We start from the raw sequence: 19,128 nt of genomic DNA on the forward strand, positions 1-19,128 counted from the left end.
ATGAATATGGCACCGCAAATAGACAAAGCAATTTCCGATGTCGATCAGCTGATCATCGGTCAGGCGCAGGAACTCTCCGACAAGCTGAAGCAGCATCGGCTCGAAATGTTTCCTCCGCGCGCGCTGAAGGGTCTGCGGGAATTTCAGCTCGCCGAGGTGGCGCGGTTTCTCGGCGTGACCAGCGGCTATCTTCGAAATCTCTCGCTCGAGGGCAAGGGTGCCCTCCCCCAGGTCACGCCGTCCGGCCGCCGATCCTATACGGCGGAGCAGATGGAAGAGATGCGCGGCTTTCTCGAGCACAATGCGCGGGCCGGAACGCATTATATACGTCATCGCCGCGGCCACGAACATCTGCAGGTCGTCGCCGTCGTCAACTTCAAGGGCGGCAGCGGCAAGACGACGAGTGCCGCGCATCTTGCCCAGCATCTTGCCCTGACCGGTCACCGCGTCCTTGCCGTCGATCTCGATCCGCAGGCGTCTCTTTCCGCCATACACGGGTTTCAGCCGGAGTTCGACGTCAACGAAAACGAGACGCTCTACGCCGCCATTCGCTACGACGATCAGCGGCGTCCGCTGCGGGACATTATCCGGCCAACCAACTTCCCGAACCTTCACCTTGTGCCGGGCAATCTTGAACTGATGGAATTCGAGCACGATACGCCGCGGGTCCTCGCTCAGGGTAAAGCGAGTGATTATGGGCGCGTTTTCTTCGCACGGCTGGATGAGGCACTCGCTTCGGTCGCGGACGATTACGACGTCGTCATCATCGACTGCCCTCCGCAGCTCGGCTTTTTGACCATGAGCGCCATTTGCGGTGCGACGGCGGTGCTGATCACCGTTCATCCGCAGATGCTCGATGTCATGTCGATGTGCCAGTTCCTGCAAATGCTTGGCGAAGTGCTGAACACCCTGAAGGGAGCCGGCGGCAACATGAACCTCGACTGGTTGCGTTATCTCGTGACCCGCTACGACCCGCAGGACGGGCCGCAGACGCAGATGGTCGCCTTCATGCGCTCGATGTTCAAGAGCCATGTGCTCACCAACCCGATGCTGCGCAGCGTCGCGATCTCCGATGCGGCGATGACAAACCAGACACTGTATGAGGTCGAGCGAAGTCAGTTTACCCGCGCGACCTATGACCGCGCCATGGAGGCGATGGAGGCGGTCAACACGGAAATCGTCGATCTCATTCACAAGGCATGGGGCCGGAAATGAGCGGGAAGTTTACTGCGGTAAACCCGGGCAAGGAGCTGGCTGATGGCGCGTAAAAATCTTCTGTCGGGCCTGATGGATGATTCCAAGAAGTTTACCGCGGTAAACAATGAGGATGAGCCGGCCCATCGCGACGAGAGGCAGCATATCACCTATAAAGGGATTGGCGCACTCGGGGCGGTCACCCGCAGCATCGATGCCTTGGCCGCCAAGGCCGATGCCGCCAAGGCGATCGAAGAGCAGCTGGCGAGCGGCGAGACGGTGATTGATCTCGACCCGGCGCTGATCGAAGATTCCTTCGTGAGCGACCGGCTCGCGCATACCGACGAACAGTTCCGGGAACTGGTCGAGGCGATCCGCCTGCGCGGCCAGGATTCACCGATCCTCGTGCGCCCGCATCCCGAGAGGGAGGGGCGATACCAGATCGCTTTTGGCCATCGTCGCGCACGGGCGGCAAAGGAGCTCGGCCGACCTGTTCGGGCGGTGGTCAAGAAACTCGACGACCGCGACCATGTTATTGCGCAGGGCCAGGAGAATTCGGCGCGCGCCGATCTCTCCTTCATCGAGAGGACGATGTTTGCCGACAAGCTCGATACGTTGGGTTTCGATCGGGAAACGATCATGTCGGCACTCAGCGCCGACAAGACGACGGTGTCCAAGATGCTGTCGGTCACGAAGCGGATTCCGGCCGAAGTCCTGGCCGCGATCGGCGCAGCCAAGACGACCGGTCGCGATCGCTGGCATGATCTTTCGGTGAAATTCGAGACGGAAAACATTGCCGCCCGGGCGATCGCGTTCACCAGATCGGCGGAGTTCGAGACGGCGGAGCCGGACGCCCGCTTCGACATGCTCGTCGCCTTCATCAGCAGGAAGCTACAGGCTTCGTCCGCCGCCGCAATTCAGCCCGTGGCTCACGCCTGGCAGCGCCAGGACGGAGCCGTCAAAGCGAAGATCAAGGATGATGGAAAACAGTTCACCATCGCGCTGAAGGCGGAGAAGGCATCTGCCTTTGGCGCCTACATCGCCAGCAATCTGGATCGTCTCTACGAGGCGTTCGAGAAGACACAGGATTGACGAAGAACGGAGATCAATAAGCAAAAGAAAAGGCCCCCGAACGTTGCCGCCGCGGAAGCCCTCTCTGATCTAGACACCCAGAGAATCACATTTCCGCGAATCATAGTCAAGAGTCTTTGGCACCGAATTTGGTGAGCCGTGATCTTTTGCCTTGAAGAAGGCGAAGAAAATGGAAAGCGGAAGTGTGACGACGCCCTTCGGGCGGCGGCCGATGACGTTTGGCATGTTGGCAAACCAGGCCGCTGCCCGAAAGATCGAGCCGGGCCGATCGATTGACAAGTGGAAACTCTATCGCGCCCTGTGCGAGGCCAGGCCGCTGCTCGGCATTACCGATCGGGCGCTCTCTATCCTGAACGCCTTGCTGAGCTTTTATCCCAAGGGAGAGCTCTCCGAGGACAACGGCCTGGTCGTCTTTCCTTCGAATGCGCAGCTCTCTTTGCGCGCGCATGGAATGGCGGAGCAGACGATCCGCCGCCATCTGGCGGCGCTGATCGAGGCCGGATTGCTGATCCGCAAGGACAGTCCGAACGGCAAGCGTTACGCCCGCAAGGAGCAGGGCGGGGAGATCCGTGAGGCATTCGGCTTCTCGCTGGCGCCGCTGCTTGTGCGCGCTGACGAGATCGAGCGGCTGGCGGCGGAGGTGGCAGCCGAGCGATTGCAACTGCAGCGGCTCAAAGAGCGCCTGACGCTTTGCCGGCGCGACATCGCCAAGCTCATCGAGTTGGCCGTGGAAGAGGGGGCCTCTGGTGATTGGAGCGGGGTTCACCTGCATTTTCGAGGCGTCGTCGAACGGCTGCCGCGGTCGCCATCCTTCGAGAAGATCGCCGCCGCGCTCGACGAACTGGAACTGCTGCGCGAAGAAATCACCAATCAGTTGGAAATGCAGGTCAAAGCTCCAAATCAAAGCGGCAATGCCCGACATTCTGAGCGGCACATACAGAATTCAAATCCACACTGCATTACTGAACTTGAACCAAGCTTCGAAACGAAGCAGGGAGCAACGGCAGACGACCAATCGGAAGGTTGGGCCGAGCCGATGGCCAGAATAGCGACACATGAAGGGAAGGGCAGGCCCGTGCCGGCTGCAAGCTCAGCCTCGACTGCCGGCGGCGGGCTCAAATCGTTCCCGCTGGGCCTGGTGCTGCAGGCCTGCCCAGAGATCACTGCCTATGGACCGCAGGGCTCGGTGGGCACATGGCGCGATCTGATGGCGGCAGCTGTCGTCGTGCGCTCGATGCTCGGAGTGAGCCCCTCGGCCTATGAACAGGCCTGCGAGATCATGGGGCCTGAAAATGCGGCTACCGTCATAGCGTGCGTGCTTGAAAGGGCAGGGCACATCAATTCCGCCGGTGGTTACCTCCGTGATCTGACCCGCCGCGCCGAAAGAGGCGAATTTGCCATCGGACCGATGCTGATGGCGCTTGTCCGCACCAATTCGCCAATCAGGGGTAAGATTGGATGAGATTGCCATGCGGTTTGCCCGATCGGCTTATGGTTAACGAAAGGTGACGGAAATAAACGGGGAGATAACTTCCCGTTAAGTTCTTCTTCCTTTAAGATCATGAGGTTACAAGATTTTTGATCGGCAAGGCGAGGAAAGGATCTGATCGACGATCGGCTGTCGTTCTCTGGAGAAACGATGCGGTTGGAGTTGACGTGAAATGCCTTTTTGACGATACGGCGCGGTGGCGTATGGCGAAAATCCGCTGAAGAGGCAATGGAAGAAGTACGGCGATGGGCTTGAAACGGGCAGTGGATTTTTTGCTGGCTTTGGTGGCTTCGGTCATCCTCCTCGTTCCGATCCTTGTTGTCGCTCTTTGTGTCCGGCTAACGTCGCCAGGACCGATCCTCTACTGGTCAAAACGGATCGGGCGTTTCAATCAGATCTTCCTGATGCCGAAATTCCGCAGCATGCGCGTCGACACGCCGACCGTCGCGACGCATCTACTCGAAAACCCCGAGCGGTTTCTGACGCCGATCGGGTCGTTTCTACGCAAATCCAGTCTCGACGAACTGCCGCAGCTCTGGTGCATTCTGGGCGGCAAAATGAGTTTCGTCGGGCCGCGGCCGGCGCTCTACAACCAGTATGATTTGATCGAATTGCGGACGGTCCATGGGGTCGACCAACTCCTGCCCGGATTGACCGGATGGGCGCAGATCAACGGGCGGGACGAACTGCCAATTCCGGAGAAGGTGAAATTCGATGTCGAATATCTTGAGCGGCGCTCGATCGGCTTCGACATGCGCATCCTGTTTCTGACGGCCGAGAAGGTCATCCGCCGTAGGGGAATAAAGCATTAAGTTACCTACTTCTGATAGATAAGAGGTGCGGAACACCTTGATTTCCGATTATTTCAGTTGCGCTCGTTGTAGAAAATGACAAGAAGGTGGTTGTCTATTTGATCCGCGAGACGCTGGGAAGCAATGCCTGAAAATACCCCCACTGAGACGCCACGCTCGGGATGGTTCTTAGTGCCGATGCAGGCGCTTGTCGCCCCTTTGCTGGCCATGCCGCGTGCTGCCAAACGCGCGCTCGCCCTGCTGGTGGATTCCGGCCTTTGCGTTCTGACGATCTGGCTGGCTTATTGCTTCCGCCTGAACGAATGGACGGTGCTAACCGGCGTGCAGTGGTTGCCGGTCTTGGTTTCCCTGTGCATGGCCCTTCCGATCTTCATCGTCATGGGCATGTATCGGGCGATCTTCCGTTACGCCAACATGGCCGCTTTCATTGCCGTTCTGAAGGCCATTGCTATCTACGGCGTCGCCTTCATGACGATCTTTACGGCGCTCAGCGTCCCGGGCGTTCCGAGAACCGTCGGCATTCTTCAGCCCTTCCTGCTGCTGATAGCGATCGGCCTGTCACGGTTGGGGATCCGTTATTGGCTCGGGGATACCTATCAGCGTATTCTTCACCAGAATACGCTCGCCAAGGTGCTGATCTATGGGGCGGGAAATGCCGGACGGCAACTCGCCGGCGCTCTGACGAGCAGCGCCGAACTCAATGTGGTCGGTTACCTCGATGATGATCCGCGCCTTAAGGGCGGCATCATGGGCGGTTTGCCGATCTATGACCCGTCGGATCTTCCGGTGCTCGCTGAAGCACTTGGCGTGCACAACGTGCTTCTTGCTCTTCCATCCGCATCGCGGCAGCGTCGCAATGAAATTCTCGAGCATATCCGTAAAGCCAGGGTGAACGTCCGGACATTGCCGGATCTCACAGCGCTGGCTCAGGGACGAGTCGCCGTTTCCGATATTCGTGAGCTGGAGATCGAAGACCTGCTGGGCAGGGAAGCGGTTGCGCCGCGGCAAGAGCTGCTCGACAAGGCGATGCGCAACAAGGTGGTGATGGTCACGGGCGCCGGCGGCTCTATCGGCGGCGAGTTATGTCGCCAGATTCTGCGCAATGCGCCTTCGAGCCTCATCCTCATAGATCAGAACGAGTTTGCGCTTTATAATATTCATGCCGAATTGCTGAAGCTGGCCGAAGCTTACAAGCATGAGAGCCTGCAGATCGTGCCGATCCTTTGTTCCGTCCGCGACCAGGATCGCATGGAACATATCATGCAGAGCTGGCGGCCTCAGACGCTTTATCACGCCGCCGCTTACAAGCATGTGCCACTCGTCGAACACAATGCCGTGGAAGGCATCAAGAACAATGTCATGGGGACATTGATCACCGCACGTGCGGCAAATAAATGCGGCGTCTCGAATTTCGTGCTGATCAGCACCGACAAAGCCGTGCGCCCGACAAATGTGATGGGCGCCAGCAAGAGGCTGGCGGAGATGGTGCTGCAGGCGCTCGCGGCAGAGCTGACCGCTGATAGACTGCGGACAAACTTCTCGATGGTCCGCTTCGGAAATGTTCTCGGTTCCTCCGGATCCGTCGTGCCGCTGTTCAGGCAGCAGATCAAGGAAGGCGGCCCGGTTACCCTGACGCATCCGAAAATAACTCGCTACTTCATGACCATTTCGGAAGCCTCGCAACTTGTCATCCAAGCGGGTGCCATGGCCGAGGGTGGCGATGTTTTCCTGCTCGATATGGGCGAGCCCGTCCGCATTGCGGATCTCGCCCGCAAGATGGTCGAACTGTCCGGATTGACCGTCCGGGACGTGGATAATCCAGAAGGGGACATCGAGCTAGCCGTTACCGGCCTGAGGCCCGGCGAGAAGCTTTATGAAGAACTTTTGATCGGGGATAACCCCGAGACAACTGAACATCCGCGGATTATGAAGGCGCGCGAGGATTTCCTGTTCTGGGCGGAACTTTCGAAGAAGCTCAACTCGCTCAATGCGTCCTTGGACCGAAACGACATGGTCGCGGCACGGGCGACCTTGGCAGAACTCGTTTCCGGCTATTCCTCAACGGGTGAGGTTTCAGATCTTGCGTTCACCGGCGCCGAAACCAATCCGGCGCAAGAAGATGTCAGCGCGCTAGCCTCAGGCGCAGGAAATTAGCTTCGAACGACAGCTGCATAGCGTGTACTGCCCCGATCCGCGCAAATAAGAGCGACCATATAGGCGAAGATGGGATCCAGTGCCTTTTGGTTGAACATGATGCCGAAGCTGCCGGTAATAATGTAACTGGTGGTGAGCAGAAGAGCGATCGCCATGGCTAGATCCCGGCCAGGGCCGGGTTCCTTTTTCCACGCACCGATCACGGGCGTCAGCAGCAGCAGTGAAAGCGCCGCGATGCCGACAAGGCCGGCGTCGATTCCCGCTGTGAGAAAGCCGTTATGGACATGGGAATAGGGCAGTTGCGGCCTAAGGCCCTCAGGGACTTCTGCCAGGACAGCAGCCATCCGGTTCTGCGGGCCATAGCCGGTCAGCGGATCCTTGGTGATTGCGGATAGGGCGCCCTTGTAGAGGGCAACGCGCGCGCTCAGCGAGGTGATATCACCATTGGTGCTTTCGAGCGACGACAGATTGTCCTGGAGCTCACGGACGCGATAGACAACCTGGTCGCTGCCCAGGGCGAGAAGTCCCAGCAGCAATACCGAGCCGGTGATGGCGAGGCTGCGCAGACTGATATGAAATCGGTTTTTGGGAAAATACCAGAGAAAGATGACGAGCTGGACGGGGATGACCAGCCAGGCCGAGCGCGTTCCGGAAAGCAGCGCGCAGCCGAGACCCGCGGCATACCCCAATATCGCGATCTTTTGCTCCATGCTTTTGGGAGATTGAATATTGAGTAGCGCGACGCCGCCGAAAAGCACGCCGATAACGCCGAGCAGCGCCGCGTTCGAGGTTCCCGCCTCCGCCCTGGGCATCAGGAACAACACTTGAAGCAGGCTGAAAAGGAAAGTAACAATCATCCCGAGGCCGGCGGCGAGGATAAAGAGCGGCACAAGGCGGCCATCGGGAGATTGACGCATACGCGGCAAAATCAGCCAGATCGAAAAGAACGGCAGGAGCCGGAAAATCCAATCCAGTTCTTCCGAGAAAGGCGGATTGACGAATATGCTGACGATCATCACCACCGGGTAAATCGTCATGCAAATGGCAACCACCAGATCGGACTTCGACAGGTTCAGAGGACAGCGGGCTCTTGCCAGACAATAGAGGCCCGATAGCATCGACCCGAGGAGAATGAAGGAATTGAAGTTCGGCGAAAGTCCGGGCAGGATTGCAAAGAGAAAGACCGCAATGCCGTTGGTTCGATCAAGCGCGCTTCCAGATCCGTTTCCAGGATGAAGTACCGCAATCACGAGTTGCCTGAAATAGTTCACTTTGGTAGCCCTGAGGTGTTGCTTTCCAGCCTCGCTAAGGACGGTTGCCACCACTGTCAAGCCGTGAACGCGGGCAGAACCCGTGCTTTTTGCACTGTCGTATTCCGGCAACAGCAAGCCCGGATGCACTTTGCTCACTTGGCAATGGGCCGCAATAGCTTGCTATAGCAAAGCCGTGCCGATCGGAAAACACGTTTGAAGTGCGATCGAGAAGCTTTGTCATCGTGCGGCGCGATCCGGCCCATGGGGACACCTTTCGAGCACGACCTTGACCTCCCATCATCACCGAGTATCGGGCGATTTGTCAAAACTAACATCGTTGAAGTCTGCAGCTACCGCCAATATAGGCGCGAGTTTTCCACCGATGACCGGCCGAGGAGATAGCCGAACCCGAATGCGACAATACCTATAGTGAGCAACAATGCGCTTGCGGTCTGCGGGTGGTTTCTTGCCCCGGCCGTGACTGCATAGACCTCGCGTTTCACCCCGCTGGCCGCCGATTGGGCAACCTTGGCCAATCCTTCCGGCGGCTCGACGGGTGTGCCGGTGAATCCGGCGTCCAAGTCTCTTTTATCGACCATGTCGGGACCTTTCCTGCATTGACTCAAGACTGCAATTTAATCCTGCTCGCGTGTGCCGGGTGAGGCTTCGCGTTGATCGGCGTCTTCGAGATCCGTCTTGACCAGGAACGTATCGCTATGTTCGCGCGAGGCCTCTCGCAACGCTTCGAGCTTGGGAGGATTGTCGGCCTCGCCATGCCGCGTATCGAGCTCTTGTTCGGCGCGGGTCCAATGATCCTGATGCCTGCCCTCCGGCCTGCCGTCCTTCTCCCACAGCACGTATGCTCTTTTGCGGATCTCCTCCTCGCGGCCAGCGGCCGGAGAATCGGTGCGCTGCCCGACGGTCTGGTGTGCCGCTTGCCGCGCCATCTTCCCTTTTCGCGCACCAGCGGGGGAGGAATCCTCCAGCCGCGTGTCGTCAGTCGTGCCTTCACTTCTTTTGCGTACCGGGTTCTTCATCGGCGCCTCCTTGATTGGATCTCAACCAATTCGGCTGATCTAAGTTCCAACCAAGAGACGCGGCCAGCATCGAAACGGCGGTTGAAGCGACGCGGAACCTCAAAATGTAAGCCAGTTCCTCCGCAGCTCTTGGCAAGGCGCTGAGGCTGATATACTAGTATGTCAGAACGCCACCACCGGTCTTGAGTATGCGGCAGTCCCCAGAAGCCGAAGCGCCTGCTGTTCCGATTTCCCAAGGAGTCGGTCCGAAGTTGCGACGCGTCACCACGGCCGGCGCCATCTACGAACGGCTCTATGCCGACATCGTCTCGCTCAGGATGCCGCCTGGCCTGTTGCTGCAGGAGAAGCGGATTGCCGAGGATTTCAGGGTCAGCCGCACGCCGGTGCGCGAGGCACTGCTCAGGCTCTCCGAAGGCGGGCTGGTCGACATCTATCCGCAGTCGGGCACGGTCGTATCGCGTGTGCCTGTCGCGTCGATCCCGGAGGCGGTGGTCGTGCGCAAGGCGCTCGAAGGTACAACCGTCGAGGCTGCGGCCGAAACCGCCAGCGCTGCCGATATTGCCCATCTGGACGCCATCATCTCCCGGCAGCGGTCGCATGCCGCGGTCGGCAACGCCTCGAACTTTCATGAGGAGGACGAGGCCTTTCACGAAGCGATTGCTGAGATAGCAGGTTATCCCGGAATCTGGGCGATTCTGAAGACGGTCAAGGTGCAGATCGACCGGGCGCGGCGGCTGGCGCTGCCGGCGCTTGGGCGGATGGACAATGTGATCCGCGAACACATCGTCATTCGCGACGCGCTCGTCGCCCATGATGCCACGGCTGCGCGCGGCGCGATGATCCATCACTTGAGCGCCGTCATTCCCGATGTCGATGAGCTACGCTCGCGTTACCCCGATTATTTCTGCTGACGGCAGGATCACCACGAAACGAAGAGTCGAGGGAAGGAAGAAAGATGCGACAGGGTTGGAGATGGTTCGGACCGGAAGCGCCGGTGACGCTGGATGATGTCCGCCAGACGGGCGCCACTAATATCGTCTCATCGCTCCATCAGGTGCCGATTGGCAGGGCCTGGACGGAGAAGGAGGTGCGCGAACGCCAATCGCTGATCGAGACGACGCCAGCCGACCGCTCGCCGCTCGTCTGGTCGGTCGTCGAAAGCATTCCGATCCCCGATGCCATCAAGCGCAGGGGCGGGGAGGCGAAGGCCGAAATCGAGGCGTGGATCGCAAGCCTCGAAGCGGTCGCCGCCTGCGGCATTCCGATCGTCTGCTATAATTTTATGCCCGTCGTGGACTGGACCCGCACCGAACTCGATTTCGTGACGCCGACCGGGGCCACCGCGATGCGCTTTGATCATGAGCGTTTCGCGGCCTTCGATCTTTTCATTCTGGAACGGCCGGATGCGGCACGGGACTATGCCGATGCAGATCGGGAACGGGCGCGCATCGTCTTCGAGGCGATGTCGGAGGAGGAGATCGCCGAGATCACCCGCATCATCACATCGGCTCTGCCGGGTTCGACCACCGAACCTCTGACCATTCCGGCCTTCCGGGAAAAGCTTGTCGCCTATCGCGGTATCGATGCCGCAAGGCTGCGCCGGCACCTGATCGAATTCCTCGAGGCGGTGACGCCGGCCGCCGAAGCACGCGGCGTCAAGCTGACGCTGCATCCCGACGATCCGCCGCGGTCGCTGTTCAGTCTGCCGCGCATCGCCTCGACGGCCGATGATTATGCTGCTCTCTTCGATGCGGTGCCGTCGAAGGCGAACGGCATGTGCTATTGCACCGGCAGCCTTGGCGTGCGCGCCGATAACGATCTGCCGGCGATCGCCCGCCGTTTCGCCTCACGGATATATTTCGCCCATCTGCGCGCTACGACGAGAGAGGGCGATGGCCGAACATTCCATGAAAGCGCGCACCTGGAGGGCGATGTCGACATGGTTGCCGTTCTCCGGGAACTTGTCACGGAAGACCGCCGCCGTGGCGCTCAAGATACCATCGTCTTCCGCTCGGACCATGGCCACCGCATGCTCGACGATCTCGACAAAACAGTCACGCCCGGCTACCCCGCCATTGGCCGCATGCGCGGCCTTGCCGAGCTTCGCGGCATCCTGCATGCACTGGATGCCCCGCCGACCTGAGGGCATTGGCGTCGCTTGGCATAGAAAATCATTGCGCTCTGGAGCCCAAGCGACATTTCAGAGCGCGCAACCCTTCAGGAACAGATCCGTGCACATCTTCGCCCTTGCGGCGATCTCCTTGATCCCCGGCGGCTGTTGCTGGCGCAGCATCGCTGCACGCTGTGGCTCCATGATCATCATCCCACGGAGCATCCCGCAGGCGGCATGTGGATCGTCGAGTGCGATCAGCCCGCGATCGATCTGTCTACGCAGCCAGTCCTCCATCAGCGCGTTGGTCCTGACGATCGCTTTCTCATAGAAGGTCGTGGCGATCTCGGGAAAGCGGTCGGACTCGCTGATGACGAGCCGAGTCACGGTGATCGTGTCCAGCGAGAGCGTCAGCATGCCATAGGCCATCAGCATGCGCTCCAATCCTTGCCTGAGGTCCAATACCGCAAGCGTTCCGGGATCGAGCGACATGAGGAAGCGCCCCGTCCGCTCGATGATCATCTCGGAAAACAGATCCGCCTTGGTCGGAAACAGCCGGTAGAGCGTCTTGGTCGAGACACCAGCCCCTTGCGCGATCGCGGCGATGCTTGCCGCGGCATAACCATTCTCGTGGAACTGCCGGTTAGCCGCCTCGATGATCACGCTTCTCGTATCGTCGTCGCAGCGGACTTGCGGTCGTCCTCGCGGTCTCTTCTCGATTTCGTGATTTTGGACCATGACTATTTTCCAAATTCTTGTTGACACCGATTTTATAAAGCATATTTTGGAAAATAACAAGTTTCCAAAAGTGGAACTGACATGAATTTAGAGGCCGCAGCCGGTAGCGACAGCGACCAGTAATAGGAGAAAGGCAATGTCCATCAGTACGCTGCAGGCCCTGAACAACAACGCGCCTGTCACCGAAACCACGGCGGAGGCCGCGCCGGCAACCCTTGATACCGGCAACACGTCACGCATCGTCGAAGCTGCCGCCGTTTTGGAGCATCCCGCCCCCAAGCGCCGTGGCCGCGGACTGTTGCTGGGCGCGACCGCCATCGCCCTGATCGCCGCCGCCAGCTATTACGGCCATAGTTACTGGACCTTCGGCCGCTTCGAGATTTCCACCGACGACGCCTATGTGAAGGCCGACAATACGACTGTCGCACCAAAGGTTTCGGGCTACATCGCGGAAGTGCTCGTAGGTGACAACCAGGTGGTCAGGGCGGGTCAGCCGCTCGCACGCATCGATGATCGCGATTTCCGTGCCGCTCTCGATCAGGCCAAGGCCGATGTCGCCGCCGCCGAGGCGACGCTCAACGCCAAGCAGGCGTCGCTGGATATTCAGCAGTCGACGATTGCCGCAGCCCGCGCCACGGTCGAGGTCGACAAGGCAAACGAGACCTTCGCCGAACAGAACAACAGGCGTTACGCCAATCTCGCCACCAATGGTTATGCGCCAGTTCAGACGGCACAACAGGCCGCTTCCGCCATTGCCGCCGCCCAGGCAACCATTGTTCGCGACAACGCTGCGCTCGACGCCGCCGTCAAGCAAGTCGACCTTCTCAATGCCGAACTCGCCCAGGCGAAGGCGACGCTCGCCCATGACCAGGCTGTCCAGCATCAGGCTGAACTGAACCTCTCCTATGCAGAGATTACCGCCCCTGTCGACGGCACCGTCGGCAACAGGACGCTGCGGGTCGGCCAGTATGTGCAGGCGGGCACCCAGCTGATGTCGGTTGTACCCACGAGCGCGATCTATGTGATCGCCAACTACAAAGAAACGCAGCTGACCGATGTTCGCGCCGGCCAGCCGGTGGATATCGAGGTCGATACTTTTCCAGGCCGCATCTATCGGGGCCATGTCGATAGCCTTGCTCCGGCAAGCGGCCAGGAATTCGCGCTTCTGCCTCCCGACAACGCGACCGGCAACTTCACAAAGGTCGTTCAGCGCATTCCGGTCAAGATCGTGCTCGACGGCGAAGCCGCCAATGGCGACTTGCGACCCGGCATGTCCGTTCAGCCGAGCATCGACACCAAGGCCGATGCCGACCGCAGTTAGGCGCGGGGATTAGGAGATCGCGTCATGTCCACTACCGCAGCAACAGCCGCCCCCATATCGCAGCCGGGCGCCGGCACCAAGGAATGGATCGCCGTTCTCGCCGGCATGATCGGCGCCTTCATGGCGATCCTCAACATCCAGATCACCAATGCCTCCCTCCTCGACATCGAGGGCGGCATCGGAACGGGCGTCGACAACGGCGCATGGATATCGACCTCCTACCTGATTGGGGAGATCGTCGTCATTCCGCTGACGGCCTATTTCAGCAATGTCTTCTCGTTCCGCCGCTATATCCTCGTCAATTCCATTCTCTTTCCGCTATTTTCGATGGCTTGTGCCTTCGCGCATGATCTCGGCACGATGATCCTGCTGCGCGGCCTGCAGGGCTTTGCCGGTGGCGTACTGATCCCCATGGCCTTCACCATGGTGCTAACCAAATTGCCGAAGACCCAGCAGCCGCTGGGGCTCGCGATCTTCGCGCTGTCGGTCACTTTCGCCCCGGCCATCGGCCCGACGATCGGCGGCTACCTGACGGAGAATTATGGCTGGCAGACGATCTTCTTCATCAACACGATCCCGAGCCTCATTATGGCGGCCGCTCTCGCCCTGACGCTGGAAAAGCAGCCGATGCAGCTCCACCTTCTGAGGGAAGGCGACTGGGCCGGCATCTTCACCATGGCCGTCGGCCTCTCGGCGCTGCAGACCGTGCTGGAGGAAGGCAACAAGGAAGACTGGTTCTCTTCGCCCTTCATCGTCAAGCTCAGCCTTGTCGCCTTCGTCTTTCTCGCTGTCTTCATCTGGATCGAGCTGACGGTCAAGAAGCCGCTGGTAAAGCTGCGGCTGCTCACTCAGCGCAATTTCGGCATCGGCGTGCTGGTCAACGTCCTGGTCGGCGTCGCGCTCTTTGGCACAGTCTATATCCTGCCGCAATATCTCGGCCAGGTGCAGCGTTATAATGCCGAGCAGATCGGCAACGTACTCGCCTGGACCGGCCTGCCGCAGCTGTTGCTCATTCCGCTGGTGCCTGTTCTCATGAAGCGTTTCGACGCCCGCTATATCGGCTTCCTCGGTATCTCGATCTTCGCGATCAGCTGCTTCATGAACATCATGCTTTCGGCTGACAATGCCGGCGACCAGTTCTGGATCCCGAATATTGTCCGTGCCGTTGGCCAGGCCCTGGTGCTGACCCCGATCACAGCCATTACGACGGCCGGCATTGCTCCATCAGATGCCGCCGCCGCCTCTGGCCTGACCAACATGCTGCGCAATCTTGGCGGCGCGGTCGGCACCGCCTCTCTCGGCACCATCCTGACGAAGCGCGAACAGTTCCATTCCAATATCATCGGCCAGTCGATTACGCTGAGCCGTGACGAAGTTCGCGATCGCCTGGGCAAGCTTACCGGCTACTTCATCCAGCACGGCGTCACCGATCCGGCTGTTGCATCGCAAAAGGCGGTCGTTGCGATGGGTCAGATCGTCAAGCGCCAGGCATTGATCTTGGGCTTCAGCGATACTTTCGCTATCATCGGCGTGGTGCTTGCAGTGGCGGCATTTGCCCTGCTCCTCACCAAAAAGCCTCCGGCCGGCGCCGGTGCGGGCGCCCATTGAAACCCGGCGGACGCCGCAGGAAGATCCTCCGTAGGGAAAGCCCCCCTTTGCCGTCATGCGAAGGGGGGCTTCACACGTGAACGCTAATGGCCGATCTCGACCGTGAAGGCGAAACGCGCAACAGCGCCCGGTGCAAGCAGCGTTGTCGAGGGCCGCTTCGACAACTCGCTCGATGCTCCGGCTTGCGCAGCCGTGCCATGCCATGGCTCGACGCAAAGGAAGGGCGCGCCCGGCTTGGTCCAGAGAGCGAGGTTGGGCAGGTTTTCGAAGCGGAACCGCAGGATTGGCCCGCCTTCGGCCCCGTAGCGCAGCCCTTCGCCCGCACCCTTGGGGAAGATCATCGCATCCTGCTCGAAAAGCGCGTGATCCAGAACCAGACGTCCGGCATGAAACGGCGAAGGCAGCGCTGGGGGATTGATAAGGCCGCCCGCCAGCCGCACGAGTTCCGGCTCGCCCTGATTGTCGAGCGTGATGATGTGGGCGCGTCCGGTAGCGCCGGGCAGCGGCCAGGCGAAGGCGGAGTGGAATCCAAGCCCGAAGGGCATCGTCTTCCGGTCGCGGTTGGTCACCTCGGCGCTGACCGTCAGCGCCCGGCCTTCCACCGCATGCTCCACGGCCAGCAGGAATTCGAACGGATAGACCGCCCGGGTACTCTCCGAGGCGGCAAGCTCGTACCGACACATCGTTGCCGCGGATGCCGCGAGGGAAAACTCGCTGCGGCGGGCAAAACCATGCTGGGCCATCGGATAGGTCGTGCCGTCGATTGCAATCTTGTCGTCCGGGGCCTTGCCGACGATCGGAAACAGGATCGGCGAACGCCCGGTCCAGAAGGCGGCGTCGCCCGTCCATAGCCACGAGCGTCCGTCGCTTGATTTAAGTGCCTGCATCTCGGCGCCGAGGGAGGAGACATCGACAGTGAGGTCCTGATTGCCGATCCGGATTGAGGCTGGCATCGCAATTTCCCTTTCGTAGGTTGGTACCAAGTCATCTCATTTCCGCACCGTTAGTTTCGACTCAATCGGTGAGGGTGGTAATCACACGCAAGCTGGCGCTTCATTCGTTACTTCCGTATCGCGCCCAACCTTGCGATCACTTCGTTCGGAATTCCGTAGCGCTGAATGGCGTCGCGGTTATTTTTCATTCCGCAGATTTCACGCTGGATGAAGAATGCCCAGACCGCGTCGGAGGCGTCATTGAGAAGTCTCTCGCGCTCCGCACTTTGGCGTTCGCCGGTCCAGGCTTTCAAGGCGGCGAGGGCCGCCTCCACCTTCAGCCCGTGACGCCCGAGTGAATCGGCGCGCTCCGACATCAGCTCGTATTCGAGGACGCTGAGGCCGTTCCTATCCTCCTGGGATTGTCTGAAAGACTGCGGGGGCCGAACGCTCATGGGCACGGATTCCTTATCAGCGTAGGCGACAACCTTATCCAATCCGGTCTTTGAGATCGAGAGGGCAGGGGAACGGACCTTTCCCGCCATTTCCCGGCGTGGTAAGGGCGCCGTAACTTTCTTTCAGGCCCATAGCAGACCATGATTCGTATCGAGAATATCAGCAAGCAGCTCAGCCACCGGATCCTCTTCATTGAGGCGTCGGCCGCTCTTAACAAAGGCGAGAAGATCGGCCTCGTCGGCCCGAACGGCGCCGGCAAGACGACGATCTTCCGGATGATCAACGGTGAAGAGCAGCCCGACGAGGGACAGGTCTCCTGCGAGAAGGGCGTCACCATCGGCTATTTCGACCAGGACGTCGGCGAAATGTCAGGCCACAGCGCCGTCGCCGAAGTGATGAACGGCGCCGGGCCGGTCAGCATCGTTGCCGCTGAACTGCGGGAGCTGGAGGCGGCCATGGTCGACCCCGAGAGGGCCGGCGACATGGAGGAGATCATCGAGCGCTACGGCGAGGTGCAGGCGCGTTACGAGGAGCTGGACGGTTATGCGCTCGACGGGCGCGCGGGCCTGAGTTTCAGCCAGGAGATGATGGACGGCGACGTCGGTGCGCTGTCGGGCGGCTGGAAGATGCGCGTGGCGCTTGCCCGCATCCTGCTGATGCGTCCCGACGTCATGCTGCTGGACGAACCGAGCAACCACCTGGATCTCGAAAGCCTGATCTGGCTCGAAGAGTTCCTGAAGGGTTATGAGGGGGCGCTGCTGATGACCTCGCACGACCGCGAGTTCATGAACCGCATCGTCAACAAGATCCTCGAGATCGACGCCGGCTCGCTGACCTCCTATTCCGGCGACTATGAATTTTACGAGCAGCAGCGGGCGCAGAACGAAAAGCAGCAGCAGGCCCAGTTCGAGCGCCAGCAGGCGATGCTCGCCAAGGAAATCAAGTTCATCGAGCGGTTCAAGGCGCGCGCTTCGCATGCTTCGCAGGTGCAGAGCCGCGTGAAGAAGCTGGAGAAGATCGACCGGGTGGAGCCGCCCAAGCGCCGTCAGTCGGTCGCGTTCGAATTCCAGCCAGCGCCGCGCTCCGGCGAGGACGTGATCAGCTTGAAGAACGTGCATAAGAAATATGGCAGCCGAAGCATCTATGAGGGGCTGGATTTCATGGTACGGCGGCGAGAACGCTGGTGCATCATGGGCATCAACGGCGCCGGCAAATCGACGTTGCTGAAGCTGGTGACGGGCACCACGACGCCCGACGAAGGCAGTGTCGCTCTCGGCGCCAGCGTCAAGTTGGGCTATTTCGCCCAGCATGCGATGGATATTCTCGATGGCGAGCGCACGATCTTCCAATCGCTGGAAGATCGCTTTCCCCAGGCAGGGCAGGGGCCTTTGCGCGCGCTCGCCGGATGTTTCGGCTTTTCCGGTGACGATGTCGAGAAAAGGTGCCGGGTGCTGTCGGGCGGCGAGAAGGCCCGGCTGGTCATGGCTATGATGCTGTTCGACCCGCCGAACCTGCTCGTGCTCGACGAGCCGACCAACCATCTCGACCTCGACACCAAGGAAATGCTGATCAAGGCGCTCGCGCAATATGAGGGCACCATGCTCTTCGTATCCCACGACCGGCGTTTCCTGGCAGCGCTCTCTAACCGGGTGCTGGAGCTGACGCCGGAGGGCATCCACCAATATGGCGGCGGCTATACGGAATATGTAGCGCGTACCGGCCACGAGGCGCCCGGACTTCGGAGCTGAACGGCTATTTTTCCGCCGGCTGTGAGGGCCGTTTATGTGAACGAAGAAGAGCGCCGGCCGACATTGCCGGCGCTCTGCCACGATGATGACCCATTTCCATGGTGTTCGGGCCTTCTTCAAACAATCGGGGCGGGCACATCAGCATGGACTGGATCAATCGTCATATCGATCAGCCGTTATTGAACGGCGCGGCAGGCTTGCTGCGGCAGTGGCACATTCGTACACGGCAGTCGCCGGAGCTGCTGGAGCCGACGTGGAACCTTGTCGTGCTATCCTTTCTCCTTATCGCGAGCGGACAGGTCATGACGGGCAAGCCTTTCGCGCTCAGCATTGCCGCGCTGATCATGCTGGCCCTGCCTTCAGCCAAGAAGTTGCTTTCGGCGGTCAAGGCAGGGGGAAGCGCCTATGGCGCCCGGGAATACAAATCGTCAAGGGCGCGCGCCGTCGCCAAACGGGAGGCGGAATGGTCGGTGCGGATCATCATGCTGTTTTCATCCGCCTGCCTTCCGTTCATCGCCCGCATCGATGATCCGGTGGGCGCCTGTTTCATGCTCGGGGCAAGTGTCTGGTTCGTGCTGACCGGGCCGCTCAAAACTTACCTCGATGCGGCCGAACCTCCCGAACCGACCGAGGGCGACCGGATGTACAGCGGCGTCTTTCATTTCGGCTGAAAGCCGCCGATGCGACGTTCCATCGGCCGGCCATGAGAGTGAGGGAACCAAACCGGACGGCCGCCGTTATCTCCGCAGCAACGTAAAAGGAGATTGCGATGCTTTACTACGCTCTGGTGTTTCTCGTTGTGGCCTTGATTGCCGGCGTCCTCGGATTTGGCGGCATTGCAGGGGCTTCAGCTTCCATTGCCCAGGTTCTGTTCTTCATTTTCCTGGTGTTGTTCGTCGTCTCGCTTGTCATGCGCTTCATGCGCAGAGTATAGTGAAGATGGTTCAAGTATAAAAGCCCGGTGATAATTATCGCCGGGTTTTGCTTTCCTTGATGGTCCCGCAGTGGTCGGTGAAACTCGCTTCGAGCGAATGTGCTTTTCGTGCAACCATCCCTAACAAGATCGTGAAAGACCGCATGCTGGTCGCATGTGCCTTCGAAATGTCCCAATGGGGCTGAACCGTGGGGCTGTCGCTTGCGCCTTCCCACGCGCTTTGACACGCGACGCGAAAACGGCGCCGTCC

At 60.0% G+C, this 19,128-nt stretch carries 17 protein-coding genes and 1 pseudogene; 12 read left to right on the top strand and 6 right to left on the bottom strand.

What is annotated here, in order from left to right:
* The 5 genes and pseudogenes from repA to NL154_RS30715 all read left to right on the top strand — a co-directional run bounded on the left by repA (position 1) and on the right by NL154_RS30715 (position 6,741).
* Entirely contained in the window at positions 1–1,215 is a 1,215-nt protein-coding gene (repA, locus tag NL154_RS30695; RefSeq protein WP_210633659.1) for a plasmid partitioning protein RepA, read from the top strand.
* Between the two features lie 42 nt (positions 1,216–1,257).
* A pseudogene (repB, locus tag NL154_RS30700) lies at positions 1,258–2,306 on the top strand (plasmid partitioning protein RepB).
* A gap of 149 nt (positions 2,307–2,455) precedes the next feature.
* The gene (gene repC, locus NL154_RS30705; RefSeq protein ID WP_434734671.1) at positions 2,456–3,748 is read left to right on the top strand and encodes a plasmid replication protein RepC; all 1,293 of its coding nucleotides are present in this window, start codon (positions 2,456–2,458) and stop codon (positions 3,746–3,748) included.
* 272 nt (positions 3,749–4,020) lie between these two features.
* Positions 4,021–4,587, top strand: coding sequence for a sugar transferase (locus NL154_RS30710; protein ID WP_221147539.1), 567 nt, complete (start codon positions 4,021–4,023; stop codon positions 4,585–4,587).
* A gap of 123 nt (positions 4,588–4,710) precedes the next feature.
* Positions 4,711–6,741 carry a polysaccharide biosynthesis protein gene (locus tag NL154_RS30715; protein WP_434734672.1) on the top strand — a complete coding sequence of 677 codons (2,031 nt, stop codon included), beginning with the start codon at positions 4,711–4,713 and terminating at the stop codon, positions 6,739–6,741.
* On the opposite strand, the gene NL154_RS30720 is transcribed toward NL154_RS30715, so the two are convergent.
* The 3 genes from NL154_RS30720 to NL154_RS30730 all read right to left on the bottom strand — a co-directional run bounded on the left by NL154_RS30720 (position 6,738) and on the right by NL154_RS30730 (position 9,031).
* Entirely contained in the window at positions 6,738–8,012 is a 1,275-nt protein-coding gene (locus NL154_RS30720) for an O-antigen ligase family protein (RefSeq protein ID WP_210633804.1), read from the bottom strand. The genes NL154_RS30715 and NL154_RS30720 overlap by 4 nt on opposite strands.
* 332 nt (positions 8,013–8,344) lie before the next feature.
* Entirely contained in the window at positions 8,345–8,593 is a 249-nt protein-coding gene (locus NL154_RS30725) for a hypothetical protein (RefSeq protein ID WP_210633668.1), read from the bottom strand.
* A 36-nt stretch (positions 8,594–8,629) separates the two neighbouring features.
* Entirely contained in the window at positions 8,630–9,031 is a 402-nt protein-coding gene (locus NL154_RS30730) for a DUF2934 domain-containing protein (protein WP_434734673.1), read from the bottom strand.
* Between the two features lie 188 nt (positions 9,032–9,219).
* On the opposite strand from NL154_RS30730, the gene NL154_RS30735 reads away from it, so the two are divergent.
* Positions 9,220–9,942, top strand: a complete 723-nt coding sequence (locus tag NL154_RS30735) for a GntR family transcriptional regulator (protein ID WP_210633672.1) — start codon at positions 9,220–9,222, stop codon at positions 9,940–9,942.
* A 44-nt stretch (positions 9,943–9,986) separates the two neighbouring features.
* Positions 9,987–11,174, top strand: coding sequence for a mannonate dehydratase (gene uxuA / locus NL154_RS30740; protein WP_210633674.1), 1,188 nt, complete (start codon positions 9,987–9,989; stop codon positions 11,172–11,174).
* Between the two features lie 57 nt (positions 11,175–11,231).
* On the opposite strand, the gene NL154_RS30745 is transcribed toward uxuA, so the two are convergent.
* On the bottom strand, positions 11,232–11,879 hold the full coding sequence (locus NL154_RS30745) for a TetR/AcrR family transcriptional regulator (protein ID WP_210633676.1): 648 nt from the start codon (positions 11,877–11,879) through the stop codon (positions 11,232–11,234).
* 136 nt (positions 11,880–12,015) lie between these two features.
* Between NL154_RS30745 and NL154_RS30750 the strand changes: the two genes are divergently transcribed.
* Together NL154_RS30750 and NL154_RS30755 are read left to right on the top strand one after the other, a co-directional pair.
* Entirely contained in the window at positions 12,016–13,200 is a 1,185-nt protein-coding gene (locus NL154_RS30750; RefSeq protein ID WP_221164652.1) for an HlyD family secretion protein, read from the top strand.
* A gap of 24 nt (positions 13,201–13,224) precedes the next feature.
* Positions 13,225–14,808, top strand: a complete 1,584-nt coding sequence (locus NL154_RS30755; protein WP_434734674.1) for a DHA2 family efflux MFS transporter permease subunit — start codon at positions 13,225–13,227, stop codon at positions 14,806–14,808.
* A gap of 83 nt (positions 14,809–14,891) precedes the next feature.
* On the opposite strand, the gene NL154_RS30760 is transcribed toward NL154_RS30755, so the two are convergent.
* Together NL154_RS30760 and NL154_RS30765 are read right to left on the bottom strand one after the other, a co-directional pair.
* A complete protein-coding gene (locus tag NL154_RS30760) occupies positions 14,892–15,761 on the bottom strand; it encodes an aldose 1-epimerase family protein (RefSeq protein ID WP_221147543.1) in 870 nt (289 codons plus the stop codon).
* 107 nt (positions 15,762–15,868) lie between these two features.
* Positions 15,869–16,195 (bottom strand): DUF6665 family protein, encoded by a 327-nt coding sequence (locus NL154_RS30765; RefSeq protein WP_210633683.1) that lies wholly within the window; start codon positions 16,193–16,195, stop codon positions 15,869–15,871.
* Between the two features lie 141 nt (positions 16,196–16,336).
* On the opposite strand from NL154_RS30765, the gene NL154_RS30770 reads away from it, so the two are divergent.
* The 3 genes from NL154_RS30770 (at position 16,337) to NL154_RS30780 (ending at position 18,878) form a co-directional block, all read left to right on the top strand.
* A complete protein-coding gene (locus NL154_RS30770; protein WP_434734675.1) occupies positions 16,337–17,944 on the top strand; it encodes an ABC-F family ATP-binding cassette domain-containing protein in 1,608 nt (535 codons plus the stop codon).
* Positions 17,945–18,087: 143 nt separating this feature from the next.
* Positions 18,088–18,615, top strand: coding sequence for a hypothetical protein (locus tag NL154_RS30775; protein ID WP_434734676.1), 528 nt, complete (start codon positions 18,088–18,090; stop codon positions 18,613–18,615).
* Positions 18,616–18,713: 98 nt separating this feature from the next.
* Positions 18,714–18,878 carry a DUF1328 domain-containing protein gene (locus NL154_RS30780; RefSeq protein WP_003571841.1) on the top strand — a complete coding sequence of 55 codons (165 nt, stop codon included), beginning with the start codon at positions 18,714–18,716 and terminating at the stop codon, positions 18,876–18,878.
* The last annotated feature ends 250 nt before the right edge of the window (positions 18,879–19,128 follow it).

Source organism: Rhizobium sp. YTUHZ044 (assembly GCF_051123975.1).
In the GTDB taxonomy this organism is placed as follows: domain Bacteria; phylum Pseudomonadota; class Alphaproteobacteria; order Rhizobiales; family Rhizobiaceae; genus Rhizobium.